The following is a 13,481-nucleotide window of genomic DNA, read 5'->3' as shown; positions in this document are numbered from 1 at the left end:
CTGTGGACGCCACCGCGATCGGCACGGCGCTGACGAAGGTCTGCGCGCTGCCGCACGGCCGGACCCGGACCGAGCGACTGGAGAGCCTGGCCACCGCCGCGAAGGCGGGATCGGATCGGGCGCTCGAAGGCAGGGTGCTGCTGGAACTGGCGCGGTCCTACACCTACGCGGGCGAACGCGATCTGGTCCCCGTCGCGTACGGCAGATTGCTGCGCATCTACGACGATCACCCCGCCGAACTGGGCGCGATGACGTACATGGTGCACTGGTACCTGAAATGGATGACCTGGGGGATGATCGACAACCCGTCGATCCCGCTGGCCACGATCGATCGCTGGTTCGGCGAGCTGGAGAGCCGGTATCGGCAGCGCGGCTACAGTCCGCGCCCGGTGCTGGCGCTGCGTTCCGAGTTCGCCCGCAAGACCGGTGACACCGCGGCCGCCGCCACGTGGCTGGAGGCCGCGATGGCCGCCGCGCGCGACCGCATGTCCGACTGCGAGGCCTGCGAGCGCAGCGAATGGGGCGTGACGAGCGTCTATCTGGGCGACGACGAAGCCGGGCTGGCGCACTGGCGACCCGTGCTCGACGGCGAGCGCACCTGCGCCGAAGAACCCCACCGCGTGCTGGCCGAGGCATTGCTTCCGCTGGTGCGCACCGGTCGCGTCGCCGCCGCTCGCGACGCCCACTTGACCGGGTACCCGCTGGTCCGGCACACCGAGGACCTGCGTCCGTCGGTCGCGCTGCACCTGGAATTCTGCGCGCTGACCGGCAACGAGGCGCGCGGGTTGGAGATCCTCGCCGAACACGCGAGCTGGCTCGCCGATTCCGCCGCCGACGCGGGCGCGCGGCTGGCGTTCGCGACCGGCGTGTGCGTGCTGCTGCGCAGGTTGGTGACCCTGCGGCTGGGCGAGCTCCCCTTGGCGGACGGAACAGTGGAATCGGTGCGTGCGGAGCTGGAGGTCGAGATCGGCGCGCTGTGCGCACGCTACGACGCCCGCAACGGCAACAACGCGGTGAGCCTGCGCACCGCCGCCCGGCTCGCCGCCACGCCGCTGCTGGACCGGCTGCCGCTCGGCGTCCGCAGCACGCTGCCCCGCCTGGGGAGTGGTCCGGTCGCGGATGGGGTGGCCGAGGACAGCTCGCCGCCTCACGCCGGAAGCGTTCCGGACGCCGGTTCGACGGCTGACGGCCGCGTGTTGCCCCGTGTCGCGAGTGGTCCAGTCGCGGATGGGGTGGTCGACGACAGCATGTCGCTCCGCGCCGGAAGCGGACCGGTCGCTGGTGAGGCGGCCGAGGAGAACATGGTGCCTCGCGCAGGCAGCGTTCCGGACACCGGTTCGATGACCGACGGCCGCGTGTTGCCTCGTGCCGGGAGTGGTCCGGCCGCTGGTGAGGCGGCCGAGGCCAGGAGGGGGGCGCCCCGCGCCGGAAGCGTTCCGGACGCCGGTTCGACGGCTGACGGCGGCGTGTCGGTTCACGCGGGGAATGGTCCGGTCGTTGGAGGGGCCGAAGACGGCATGTTGCCCGGTGCAGGCAGCGATCCGGTCGCCGGTGCGGCGGTCGACGACTTCTCCGGTGACCGGGCCGCTGAGGTGCGCAGGTTGTCCGAACTCGGCGCCGCCCGGCTCGCCGATACACCCGAGGAAGCGGAAGCGTATCTGCGCGAAGCGCTGGTGCTCGGCACGCCGGTGCTGACCGGGGAGGAGGCCGCCCGGCTGGGCGCGCAGCTGGTCATCGCCGTCGCCGGTCAGCCGGACCGCGAGCTCGATCTGGCCGACGCCGCGGTGCGCGCCGCCGCGCGCTGGGAAGGGCTGTCCGAACCGGACATGCTGCATCACACCGTCGTCGCCGCGCGCGCGTTCCACCGCGCCGAGCGCCACGGCGAAGCCGTCGCCCTGTTCGAGCAGGCGTTGGTCAGCGGGGCTCTCCCGTATCCGTCCGGTGAACTGGCGGCGGTGCGCGCGCAGTTCGGCCGGTCCTTGCTCGCGCTGGACCGGCACCGCGAGGCCGCGCATCAGTTCCTCGAAGGTGCCCGGCTGGTCGAGCGCGTCCCGGAGCGAACCGATCTGCACGCCGACCTCGCGTGGTCGGCCGCCACCGCGCTCGAGCGCTGCGGGCGGGACCAGGAGGCGGTGGCGGCCTACCACCGGGCGGCCGAGCTGTCGGCCCGGCTGGGCGAGGTGGCGGCGCGGGCGCGCTGCCTGCGGTCGGCGGCCTGGCTCCAGGTGTCCGCCGGAGCCGATCCCGGGCACTGGCTCCCGTCGATGCGGGCGCTGACCGCCGAACTGGCCGCGCTGGCCGACCGGTCGGCCGAGGCGGCCGAGGAACTCGCGCACACCCGCGCACAACTGGCCCGGATGCTGGAGATCGGCGGCGTGACGGAGACCAGCGCCTGAACGCGGCGCCGGAGTGCGGGCGGGTGTCACCAGATCGGCGCCCGCCCCGCTCAACCGGCCCGTGCGGGCTGGACGCGACCCGTTAAGCTCGGCAGTCATGCACGAGAGAGGTCGGCGCGGCCGCAAGCTCGGGGTGATGGGCGGCACGTTCGACCCCATCCACCACGGGCACCTGGTCGCCGCCAGCGAGGTCGCCCACCGGTTCGACCTGGACGAAGTGATATTCGTCCCCACCGGGGAGCCGTGGCAGAAATCGCACAAGCAGGTCAGCCCCGCCGAGGACCGGTACCTGATGACCGTCATCGCGACCGCGTCCAACCCCCGGTTCTCGGTGAGCCGCGCGGACATCGACCGCGGCAAGGTCACCTACACCGTCGACACGCTGCGCGAGATGCGATCGCAGTATCCCGGCGCCGAGCTGTACTTCATCACCGGTGCGGACGCATTGGCCAGCATCCTCACATGGCAGGATTGGGCGGAACTGTTCGAACTGGCGAAGTTCGTCGGGGTGAGCCGTCCGGGGTACGAGCTGAACATCGATCATCTCGAGGAGCATCTGCGGGATCTTCCGTCCGATGCGGTGACCATGATCGAGATCCCGGCACTGGCGATCTCGTCGAGCGAATGCCGTCGCCGCGCCGCCGAGAACCGGCCGGTGTGGTACCTCGTCCCCGACGGCGTGGTGCAGTACATATCGAAGCGGCACCTGTATGTGCCCGGAGCAGCGGAAGGTAGCTGAGCGTGAGCGAGCACAGCGAGGTGCGGGGATGACCGCGTCGGTCGAGTCGGTGGAGATCGCGCAGGTGGCCGCGCGGGCCGCCGACGAGAAGCTGGCATCCGACGTGGTGGTGCTCGACGTGTCCGAGCAGCTGGTGATCACCGATTGTTTCGTGATCGCGTCCGCGCCCAACGAACGTCAGGTCAACGCCATCGTCGACAACGTGGAGGAGAAGCTGCGCGCGGCCGGGCACAAGCCGGTCCGGCGCGAGGGCACCCGCGAAGGCCGCTGGGCGCTGCTGGACTACGTCGACGTGGTCGTGCACATCCAGCACAGCGACGAGCGCAATTTCTATGCGCTGGAACGGTTGTGGAAGGACTGCCCCGTCGTGCCGGTGGAGGGCATCACCGGGGCCGCGCCGCAGACGCGCGCCGCGGCGACGGAGGACGAGGCACGATCGTGAGCAGACATGCCGGCGTGCGCACCCTGATCCTGTTGCGCCACGGGCAAACCGAATGGAACGCCACCGACCGCATGCAGGGCCAGATCGACACCGATCTCACCGAACTCGGCCGCAGACAGGCCAAAGAGGCGGCACGCGAGCTGGTCTCGCGCAACGCCATCGCAATCCACTCATCGGACCTGCGCCGGGCCTTCGACACCGCGACGGCGCTGGCCGAGCACACCGGGCTCACCGTCGTCCCCGACGTCAGGCTGCGGGAGACCAACCTCGGTGACTGGGAGGGTCTGACCCACCTGGAGGTCGACGCCGACTATCCGGGCGCGCGCATGGCTTGGCGGCTGAACGCGGACTACACGCCGCCCAACGGCGAGAGCAAACTCGAGGTCGGGGCGAGGTCGCTGCCGGTGGTGCAGGAGTTGCTGGTCGGGCGGCAGGACTGGCCCGGCCGGACTATCATCCTGGTGGCGCACGGCGGGCTGATCGCCGCCCTCACGGCCGCGCTGCTCGACCTGCCGCCGCAGAACTGGCCCATCCTCGGAGGACTGGCCAACACCAGCTGGGTGCAGCTCAGCAGTCACGGCCCGAGCATCGAACAGCCCGGATGGCGTCTGGATGTGTGGAACGCAGCGGCGAAGGTAGCACCGGATGTCCTCTGAAGAGCCGATCAGATCGGTCCCGGACGAACTGTTCCGTAAGGTGTCGGCGAAAGCCGAGCGGCAGTTGCCCGACGCCTTGTTCGGCGGTCCGCCATCGGCCTCCCGCGAACCCGAGGCTACGCCCGAGCCATCGTCGGCCACGGAATCCGGCGCGTCATCCGAGCCCGCCGAGGAATCCGATGCGGAGGACGACGGATCCGCCGAAGTCGTCACGGACGTCATCGGCGTGGAGCCACAGGTCGGCGGTGACAACTCGCCCCTCGGCACTGCGAACGACGCTCCGGAAACGATCGCCGAGTCGCCGGAAGCGTTCGGTGGAACGGTCGCCTCGGCGGCGAACGGGTCCGTGGCAGCGCATGAGGAATCGGTTGCGCCAGTAGGGGACGGGTCCTCGGCGGCGCTCGGCGAATCGGCGGACGAGTTCGCGGCCGACGTGATTTCCACATCGCCCCCGTCGACCGACACCGTGCTGGAGCCCGCCACAGTGACCCCTGGGTCCGCCGTATCCGGGGAAACCGAGCTTGCTCCGGCCGAGCCCGCCGTTTCCCATTCGGAATCCGTCGTCGGTGTCGAGCCCGCCGTGTCCAGGGGAGCCGAACTTGTTTCGGCCGCGCCAACCTCGCCCGCTCCTGATTCCGTGATCGGCAACGACTCGGCCGAGTCCGGTGACGCCGAACTCGCTGGAGCCGAGCCCGCCGCTTCCGCTTCGGAATCCGTAGTACGCGACGAGCCCGCAGCGGAGTCCGCGCGCCCGGTGCTATTGGTGATCGCCGACTCCCTGTCCTATTTCGGGCCCAAGGGCGGACTGCCCGCCGACCATCCCCGCATCTGGCCGAATCTGGTGGCCGCCGAACTGGACTGGGATGTCGAGTTGGTGGCACGGATCGGCTGGACCTGCCGGGACGCCTACTGGGCGCTGATCGGCGATCCCCGGGTGTGGGCGGCGGTGCCGCGCGCGGGCGCGGTGGTCTTCGCCGTCGGCGGCATGGACACGCTGCCGTCGCCGCTGCCGACCGCGCTGCGCGAACTGATCCGCTATGTGCGGCCGCCCGCCCTGCGCCGCGTCGTCCGGGCCACCTACAACTGGCTGCAGCCGAAGCTGTCGAAACTCGGCAGGCCGGTGGCGCTTCCGCCCAAGGTGAGCGTCGACTACCTGGAACAGTCCCGCACGGCGCTGGCGCAGTTGCGCCCTGACCTGCCGTTCGTAGCGGTGCTGCCGTCGGTGCACGACTGCGCGGCCTACGGGCGCGTGCACTCCGGGCGACCACGCGCGGTCGAGGCACTGCGCGCCTGGTCGGGGCGGACCTCGGTGCCGCTGGTCGACCTGGGTGAAGCAGTGCGCGAGAACATCTTCTCCGGCGAGGCGAACCCGGACGGCATCCACTGGGGCTGGGATGGTCACACGGCGGTGGCCAACGCGATGGTGAAGACCCTGCAGGAGGTTCGGTAGTCCGTGGCAGTCGTGGTCGTCACCGATTCGTCCGCCGGTCTCCCTGCCGAACACCTCGAGGAACTCGATATCGCCGTCGTCCCGCTGCACGTCCTGGTCGGCGACCGGGCGATGCGGGAAGGCGTGGACCCCGTGGACATCGACTACGCCTCCGACACCGTGACCACCTCGGCCCCTTCGCCCGGTGAGCTGCGCGAGGTCTACGAGCGGGCACTGGAACGCAGTGGCGGCGACGGCGTGGTCGCGGTGCATCTCTCCCGCCGACTGTCCGGGACGTGGGAGGCCGGTCGGCAGGCCGTACGCGACATGGACGCCGCCGACCGGGTCCGCCTGGTCGACTCGCTGGGGGCCGGGCTGGCCACCGGGCTGCCCGCATTGGCGGCCGCGCGGCGGGCACAGGCAGGCGCTCCGCTGGAGGTCGTCTACGACGCGGCGGTCGCCGCCTCCGCGCGCGCCCGCACGTTCATCCTGGTCAATCGCACCGAACAGTTGCGTCGCGGTGGCCGGCTGTCGTCGGCGGCGACCTTCTTCGGCAGCGAGCTGGTCACCAAGCCGCTGCTGCACCTCGTGGATGGGCGGCTGGAACTGCGCGAGAAGGTTCGCACGCGGTCCAAGGCGTACACGAAACTCGTCGCGGCCGCGGTCGACGCGGCCGGCGAGGACGGCGCGGCGGTGGCCGTGCAGCATCTCGGCGCGGAGGACGCCGCCCATACCATCGCGGCTCAGCTGCGGGAACTCGTCCCCGGCATCAGGGAGCTCATCGTCGCCGAATTCGGGCCCGCGCTCGCGGTGCACCTCGGAGTGGGAGCGCTCGGCGTGCTCGTCGTCCCGGGTGGCTGCCACTGAACGCCGCCGAACCGCCGCCGGGACAACAAATCTCGGTGATTCGAATGCGACCGCGACGCCGGACGCGCGGTTAGCGTCGGGGCATGAGTTCGTCGAGGCCGCCGGTTCGTCCGCCGCTGACCGTGAGCTCGGTCGACTGGGAGCATCCGGACGCGGTGACGTTGCGCGCGGAGATGGCGGCCGAGGTCGGGCCGCGCTACGCCCACTTGGCGCGGCGGCTGCCCACCGATCCGAATGTGGTCGATCCGGCCACCGTGCACAGCACCTTCGTGGCGTACTCGGACGGTCCGGTCGGCCACGCCGCTCTGCGGTGGAACGCTGAGGATCTCGAGGTCAAGCGGATGTTCGTCCGCCCCGCGCACCGCGGCTCGGGCGCCGCGGCGTTGCTGCTCGCCGCCGCCGAGGACGCTGCCCGCACGGCGGGACGCCCCCGGTTGATCCTGCAAACCGGGCAACTGCAACCGGAGGCCGTTCGCTTCTACAAGCGCAGCGGCTATCACCGGATCCCGATCTTCTCGCCGTACGAGGTTCTGCCCCTGTCGAACTGCTTCGCCAAGGATCTCGGGTGACGCCTGGTCCGCTGCGCGGGAGTTCCACGGCGTCGTCGGTGGGACCGCGCCACTCACTTCTCTGTGACGATGCACGATGCAGTTGGTTTGCTCGCGTTGGTAACCGGTCCGGAGCCGGCTCGGTGGCGGCGGTGTGAATCGGGGCAGGAGCCGGACGTTCCGGCCGGTTCTCGATGTGCCTGATCCGGGAGGTTCGTATGTTGAGCGCACGGCGTGTTCGGCCGAGTCGCCGACTGGTCGAGTAGGGGTTGTGCACAGCGCGGCGGTTATCAACAGGTTCGTCGAATCGGCTGGTCGGACCGCGTCCTTCGACACGTCGCGGCACTACCGTCGCCGCCATGTTACGACAGGACGAACGCGAGCGGGTACGACGGCGGCTGGGTGAGCTGACCGCCCGGGTCGGCGCGAGCAGAACGGCCGGTGTGGGCGCGTGGACGGCCGAACCGGGGGCGGCCGAGCACGGGCCGGTCGAGCCCGGATCGGCCGAGCGCGGACCTGCCGAGTGGGCGACGGCGCGATCTCCGAGTGGAGTCTTCGAGCGGCAGACCGGACAGCCGGATAGATCGCGGCCCGGGCAACACGCCCGAGCCGCCATGCCACGCCAGGGGCAGCCGGGCCCGGTCACACGACCATCGGTCTTACGCGAAAAGCCGCCGGACGCGGCGGAATCCGGAGTGAAGACCAGTGGCACGACGCGTGTCGTTCGCCCCGCTCCGGTGGCTGGAGAAGCGTGGCCCGCCTCTCGGGAGGTCGAGCAGGTGGACATCCGTGCCCCCGAGTCCGAGAAGGACGAAGAGCGTCGCCGGTCGGCAGCTGAGAGCGGGTTCTCCGATGGCGCTGCGCAGATGAGTGAACCGCTGCCCGGCGACAGTGCGGGCGACGCGGGAAAGTGGGGGCTCTTGCGGCTGCCGGTCGCCCCGGCTGGCGACCGGGAGGACGAAGACGATGTCGGTCGCGTGCGGTCTCCCAGCTGGCTGGAGGATCCGGGTCGACGGCAACGTCTTGTGCCCGAACGGTTCCGGGGCATGCGGATCGATCCGGGCCGTCGCGGGGTGCGCACGCTCGCGCTCGTCGGGCTCGCCGCGATGGTGATCGCCGGGGTGTTCGTGTTCCGCGAGCGCCCGATCGCGAACACGGTGCCACCGTTGCCGGTCCGGCAAACCTCTGCCTTGGAGGCCACCGGCGCGGCTGCGTCGGCAAGGGCGGTCGGCAGTCCTGGAAAACCGCAGGAACGTGGCACGCCCGGGCCGGCGCCCGCCGAACTGGTCGTCAGCGTGGTCGGGTTGGTCCAGCGCACCGGTCTGGTCCGGCTGCCGGAGGGCTCGCGCGTCGCCGACGCGCTCGCCGCGGCGGGCGGCCCGAGCGAAGGCGCGGATACCAGCGGCCTGAATCTGGCTCAGCGATTGTCGGATGGTGACCAGGTGCTGGTCGGTCCGGCCGGGCCGAGCACGGGAGCGCAGCCGCAAGGCAGCAGCACAATCGGTGCGGGTGGGCGTGCACCGTCCGGGTCGGCCGCCGCCCCTGGTCGTCCGTCGAGCCCGGCGGGCCGGATCGATCTCAATACGGCCACCGAGGCCGAACTCGATGCCCTGCCGGGTGTCGGGCCGGTCACGGCTCGCGCCATCGTGAGCTGGCGGACGAGCAACGGGCGCTTCGCCTCCGTGGAGCAACTCGGCGAGGTCGACGGCATCGGCCCGGCCCGCCTGGCTCGCTTGCGTGATCTGGTGCGGGTATGACCGCCGGTGCCGGGCGCTTTCGGAGTCCGAAGGAGGGCGCTGCGGTGGAGGAGTCCGGCCTCGCGCAGGTGCTGGACGCTCGGCTGTTACCTGCCGCGTTGTGCTGCTGGGGCGCGACCATTGTCGCACTGACGGCGGGGTGGCGGGCCGGGGTGCTGGTGGCGGCCTTGTTGACGGTCTCAGCTATCGGGTTGTGGGTCCTGCTGTCATGGGCGATCGCGCACCGCAGCGAACGCCGGCGAGCAGTGGCCGTGGTGGCGCTCGCGGCCGTTGTGCTCGGCGCCGGGTTCGCGGCCGCGGCGGCATGGCGGGAACATCGAGTGGCGACGCATCCGCTGCGCGCGGCGACAGGGCAGTCACTGCATGTGGTGGTCACACTGACGGACGATCCGAAACCGCTGCGCGCCAAACTGTTCGGGGCAGAACGGCAGTGGGTGATCCGGGCGGACCTGCGCGAGTACAGGCGCGGCGGCGCCACGGTACGAGCCGGTGGGGCGGTGGTGATCCTGGCTTCCGGCCCGGAGTGGGCCGACCTCTCACCGGGGAGGCCGGTCGAGTTCCGGGCCCGGGTGAATCAGCCGCGCCGGCCCGATCTCACCGTCGTGACGCTCCACGCGCAAGGAGCGCCCGGCATCGCCGGACCGCTGCCTTGGTGGCAGCGTGTCGCCGATTCCGTGCGCGCCGATTTCGCGGCGTCGGCGGCACGGGCACTTCCGCCCGGCTCCGCAGGTCTGCTGCCCGCACTCGTCGTCGGTGACACCTCCGCACTGACCGACGAAGTGCGCGACGCCTTCCAGATCGCCGGTTTGCAACACCTGACCGTGGTAAGCGGGGCGAATTTCACCATCCTCCTGTCCGCCGTGCTGTTGCTCGTGCGGCTGCTGACGCTCGGTCCCCGCGCCGCGGCGGGCGTCGCGGCAGCGGCGCTGCTCATGGTCGTCGTCGTCGCAAGGCCGGACCCGAGCGTGTTGCGCGCCGGTGCGATGGGCGCGATCACACTGCTGGCCGTGTTCACCGGTCGCCGCAAACAGGCGCTACCCGCGCTGTGCGCGGCGATCATCGCGCTGCTGGCCCTGTGGCCCGGCCTCGCGGTCGATGCGGGATTCGCGCTGTCGGTCGTCGCGACGGGCGGCCTGATCCTGTTGGCGCCGAGCTGGGCCGACTGGTTGCGCGCGCGGGGCTGGTGGCGGGCGCCCGCGGAGATAGTCGCGGTGTCCGCGGGTGCCTTCGTGGTCACCATGCCGATCATGATCGCGCTCACCGGGCGGATCAGTCTGGTCGCGGTGCTCGCGAATGTGCTCGTAGCCCCGGTCGTCGCCCCGATCACCGTCATCGGAGCGGGTGGTGCGGTGCTGGCGTGCCTATGGTCGCCGCTCGCCGACTTGGCTCTGCGCTGCGCGGCACCCCCGCTGTGGTGGTTGCTGTGGGTGGCCGAGTACGCGGCCGCGGTGCCGGGCGCGTCCGTGGGGGTGCCAGGTGGGCTGGCGGGCGGGCTGGTCGCGAGCGTCTTGGTCGCGGGCGCGATCGCGGCGTTGCGCGCACGAGCCGTGCGGCACATCGCCGCCGCGGCGGCGCTGGGTGTCGCGGCCGTGCTGGTTCCGGTGCGGCTCTGGCATCCGGGCTGGCCGCCGGACGGCTGGGTCCTCGCGGCGTGCGACGTGGGCCAAGGCGACGGCCTCGCCTTGGCGGTCGGCCCCGGCGCCGCCGTCGTCATCGACGTAGGACCGGACCCGCGCCCGATGCGCGCCTGCCTGGACCGGCTGCGCATCGAACGTGTGCCGCTGCTGATCCTCACCCATCCGCACGCCGACCACATCGGCGGACTCACCGGCGCACTGCACGGCCGCGCGGTCGACGCGATAGCCGTCGGCGTCCACGAACTCGATGGGCTTCCGGCGCGGATCCGGTCCGAACACGCTGGACCGGCTCCTGAAGCCGACGGTGGCTGCGGTCCCGTGCCCGCTGCGCATGCGCACGCCGCGAAGAGACATGCGCTGATCACTCGGGCCGCCCCTCTGCTCGATTCGGCGGGAGTGCCGGGAGAGTCGGTAGCTGGCCGTCTTCCCCTCGTTCGTCTTCCCGTCCGGACTGGAACAAACTGCGGCGCAGCCGGACAGGAGAACGGTCAGGTCCCAGGGGCTTCGAGCGACGCGCACATCCCGGATTCGGGACTGGCTCAGGTCGCGGCCGTCGCGGAGCGGGCGCGAGTGCCGCTGCTGGAATTGTCGGCTGGACACGTGCTGGATTTCGGCTCGGTCGAACTCGAGGTGCTCGCGCCGTCCCGGGACGGGCCGCGGCCGGTCCCGGGAGCCGAAACCGAGGAGGCCAACGACCGTTCGATCGTCGTCACCGCCCGCACGCCCGCAGGACGAATACTGCTCACCGGTGACATCGAGGTCGCGGGCCAGCGAGCCCTCATGCGGGCCGGGATTCCCATCCAGGCCGACATCCTCAAACTGCCGCACCACGGGTCACGCACCACCGCAAGAGAATTCCTCGACGCGGTGCGTCCTCGCCTGGTGCTGGTCAGTGTGGGTGCCGACAATACGTTCGGACACCCCAACCCCGCCGTTCTCGCCGAGCTGTCCGCCCTCGGTGCGACGGTGGCCCGGACGGACCGCCGAGGCGATATCGCTGTCATCGGCGGCGGGGCACACCTACGCGTGACGAGTTCCCGTTGACCACGCGGTCGGTAGCCGCTTCCGCGAGTGCCCGCCGGTCGGCGGGTCGGAGATCCGCCGTGTGGTCGCGATGGGGTGTCGGTCGGGGACCGTAGGATCGGCCTGTGGACGAGCGCGATGAGTGGAGCAATGCGGCAGAGCCTTCGGGCGCGACGCCCTCCGGCATCGAGGGGACGCTGTCGTGAGCGAGCGTCCCGCGCCGGTACATCTGGTCCTGGGGGAAGAAGAACTGCTGATCGAGCGGGCGCTGGCGGGGCTGACCGCGCAGGTGCGGGCGTTGGCGCCGGATCCGGACGCGGTGCCGGTCGACCGCTTGCGCGCGGGTGACGCGAGTACCGCGGAGCTGGCGGAGTTGCTGAGCCCGTCGCTGTTCGCCGAGGACCGGGTGATCATCCTCGAGTCGGCCGCCGAGGCGGGCAAGGACGCGGTGGCGGTGATCACCGAGGCGGTGCAGAGCCCGCCCGAAGGCGTGGTGCTGGTGGTTCTGCACTCCGGCGGCGGACGGGCCAAGGCGCTCGTACCGGTCTTGCAGAAAGCCGGGGCCGTCACTCACGAGTGCGCCAAGCTGAGCAAGGCCGCCGAGCGTGTCGAGTTCGTGCGCGGTGAGTTCCGCACCGCCGGGGTGCGGGTGTCCGGCGAGGTCGTCCAAGTGGTGCTGGAGGCGGTGGGCTCGGATCTGCGTGAGCTGGCCGCGGCGTGCGGGCAGTTGGCCGCCGACACCGGCGGGAAGATCGACGTGGCGGCCGTGCGCCGCTACTACTCGGGCAAGGCCGAGGTCTCCGGGTTCGACGTGGCCGAGCTCGCCGTGGCGGGGGATCGCCCCGGTGCGATGGAGGCGCTGCGCTGGGCGAACGACCGCGGCGTGCCGCACGTCCTGCTCGCCGACGCGCTCGCCGACTCGGTGCACACCATCGCGCGCGTCGGCTCGGCCGGGCGCGGCGACCCGTTCAAGCTGGCCCAGCAGCTCGGCATGCCGCCGTGGAAGGTGAAGAAGGCGCAGGCCCAAGCCCGCAGCTGGACCCCGGCGACCATCGGCTCCGCCCTCCAGGTGGTCGCCGCCCTCAACGCCGACGTGAAGGGCGGCGCCGCCGACGCCGGATACGCACTGGAACACGCCCTCACTCAGATCCTGGACCTGCACGGCGCGAGCTGATCGAGCCCCGGTCCGGCTCGCCCACCACGCACATGATCGGGACCGCTGCAGCCCAGCCACCGGGAACCGCTCGCGCAGCGGATGCTGCCGCATCCAGCCCGGCTCGGTCCGAGCGCCGACCTATAGCGCCTCGGCGAGTCGTTCCACAGCTGTCCCGGTGACCCCCGCGAGCCCGGCCGCCCGACCGGTCGCCAGCAGCAACAGATCACTCAGCGGTCCATGGATTTCCTCCGGCCCGGTACCGGCCGACCATTCCGCGTCGGTGGCTACCACGCGTACCCCGCGCAGACGCTTCTTGCTGCCGTAGAACGGGCTTCGCAGTACGTGTTCCAGCGCGACGACGGCCTGCTCGGCGGGCACCGCACGCTGCCTGCCGAGCGGACGGGCGATGTCCTGGCCATGAATCATGGTGTCCACCAGCGGGTCCAGCGGTCCGGCGCCCGGTGCTCGCCGCGTCCATCCGGCCCCTTCGCGCAGTTGCGCGATCAGCTCGGCGGGTGGGTAGCGCCGCGCGCGCTCGCGTGCCATCCGCTCGGTCATCCGGTTCCAGTCGCCGCGCGCCCGGACGACTCCGAGGAGCGTCGCCGCGAGCGTGACCCGATTGGACAGGGTGAGATGGGCCAAGACGTCGTGCACGGTCCAGCCCGGACACAGCGAGTCGGCCGTCCACTCGTGGTCGTCCAGATCGTCGAGGAAGTCGGCGACGCCGAGACGTTCGGTGCGGGTCCACAGCATGATCTTGTCCAAGTCCATCGTCACCCTCCGCGGTCGGTGCTTGTCACCGTTACCGACGAGGCGGTGCGCCGGAATTCA

At 71.4% G+C, this 13,481-nt stretch carries 11 protein-coding genes; 10 read left to right on the top strand and 1 reads right to left on the bottom strand.

All coding sequences use genetic code 11. From position 1 onward, the window contains the following. The first annotated feature begins 2 nt into the window (after positions 1–2). The 10 genes from HOV91_RS06040 to holA all read left to right on the top strand — a co-directional run bounded on the left by HOV91_RS06040 (position 3) and on the right by holA (position 12,668). Positions 3–2,396, top strand: coding sequence for a hypothetical protein (locus HOV91_RS06040; RefSeq protein WP_174184445.1), 2,394 nt, complete (start codon positions 3–5; stop codon positions 2,394–2,396). Positions 2,397–2,493: 97 nt separating this feature from the next. Next, positions 2,494–3,135, top strand: a complete 642-nt coding sequence (gene nadD / locus HOV91_RS06035; RefSeq protein ID WP_174184444.1) for a nicotinate-nucleotide adenylyltransferase — start codon at positions 2,494–2,496, stop codon at positions 3,133–3,135. 28 nt (positions 3,136–3,163) lie between these two features. Next, entirely contained in the window at positions 3,164–3,577 is a 414-nt protein-coding gene (gene rsfS, locus HOV91_RS06030) for a ribosome silencing factor (RefSeq protein WP_174184443.1), read from the top strand. Continuing rightward, positions 3,574–4,233, top strand: coding sequence for a histidine phosphatase family protein (locus tag HOV91_RS06025; RefSeq protein ID WP_174184442.1), 660 nt, complete (start codon positions 3,574–3,576; stop codon positions 4,231–4,233). The genes rsfS and HOV91_RS06025 overlap by 4 nt, the downstream gene beginning before the upstream one ends. Positions 4,234–4,987: 754 nt before the next feature. Then, positions 4,988–5,683, top strand: a complete 696-nt coding sequence (octT, locus tag HOV91_RS40770) for a diglucosylglycerate octanoyltransferase (RefSeq protein WP_174184479.1) — start codon at positions 4,988–4,990, stop codon at positions 5,681–5,683. A 3-nt stretch (positions 5,684–5,686) separates the two neighbouring features. Beyond that, positions 5,687–6,529, top strand: a complete 843-nt coding sequence (locus HOV91_RS06015) for a DegV family protein (protein ID WP_174184441.1) — start codon at positions 5,687–5,689, stop codon at positions 6,527–6,529. 83 nt (positions 6,530–6,612) lie between these two features. Further along, on the top strand, positions 6,613–7,098 hold the full coding sequence (locus HOV91_RS06010) for a GNAT family N-acetyltransferase (RefSeq protein ID WP_174184440.1): 486 nt from the start codon (positions 6,613–6,615) through the stop codon (positions 7,096–7,098). 845 nt (positions 7,099–7,943) lie between these two features. After that, complete coding sequence (locus tag HOV91_RS06005) at positions 7,944–8,834, top strand: ComEA family DNA-binding protein (RefSeq protein ID WP_174184439.1); 891 nt, start codon at positions 7,944–7,946, stop codon at positions 8,832–8,834. Between the two features lie 44 nt (positions 8,835–8,878). Continuing rightward, positions 8,879–11,515: a ComEC/Rec2 family competence protein gene (locus HOV91_RS06000; protein ID WP_312884486.1), complete on the top strand. Its 2,637-nt coding sequence runs from the start codon at positions 8,879–8,881 to the stop codon at positions 11,513–11,515. Positions 11,516–11,696: 181 nt separating this feature from the next. Continuing rightward, entirely contained in the window at positions 11,697–12,668 is a 972-nt protein-coding gene (gene holA / locus HOV91_RS05995) for a DNA polymerase III subunit delta (RefSeq protein WP_174184437.1), read from the top strand. A gap of 120 nt (positions 12,669–12,788) precedes the next feature. On the opposite strand, the gene HOV91_RS05990 is transcribed toward holA, so the two are convergent. Beyond that, complete coding sequence (locus HOV91_RS05990; protein WP_174184436.1) at positions 12,789–13,421, bottom strand: maleylpyruvate isomerase family mycothiol-dependent enzyme; 633 nt, start codon at positions 13,419–13,421, stop codon at positions 12,789–12,791. Positions 13,422–13,481: the final 60 nt, after the last annotated feature.

The organism is Nocardia barduliensis (assembly GCF_013315795.1).
GTDB classification, from domain to species: domain Bacteria; phylum Actinomycetota; class Actinomycetes; order Mycobacteriales; family Mycobacteriaceae; genus Nocardia; species Nocardia barduliensis.
The sequence above is the reverse complement of the archived record's forward strand: the minus strand, read 5'-3'. Positions and strand labels throughout refer to the sequence as shown.

Excerpts from the sequence above, each read along its gene's own strand:
- nadD (WP_174184444.1), top strand. The coding sequence starts at position 2,494 with ATGCACGAGAGAGGTCGGCGCGGCCGCAAGCTCGGGGTGATGGGCGGC.
- rsfS (WP_174184443.1), top strand. The coding sequence starts at position 3,164 with ATGACCGCGTCGGTCGAGTCGGTGGAGATCGCGCAGGTGGCCGCGCGG.
- HOV91_RS06010 (WP_174184440.1), top strand. The coding sequence starts at position 6,613 with ATGAGTTCGTCGAGGCCGCCGGTTCGTCCGCCGCTGACCGTGAGCTCG.
- HOV91_RS06005 (WP_174184439.1), top strand. The coding sequence starts at position 7,944 with ATGAGTGAACCGCTGCCCGGCGACAGTGCGGGCGACGCGGGAAAGTGG.
- HOV91_RS05990 (WP_174184436.1), bottom strand. The coding sequence starts at position 13,421 with ATGGACTTGGACAAGATCATGCTGTGGACCCGCACCGAACGTCTCGGC.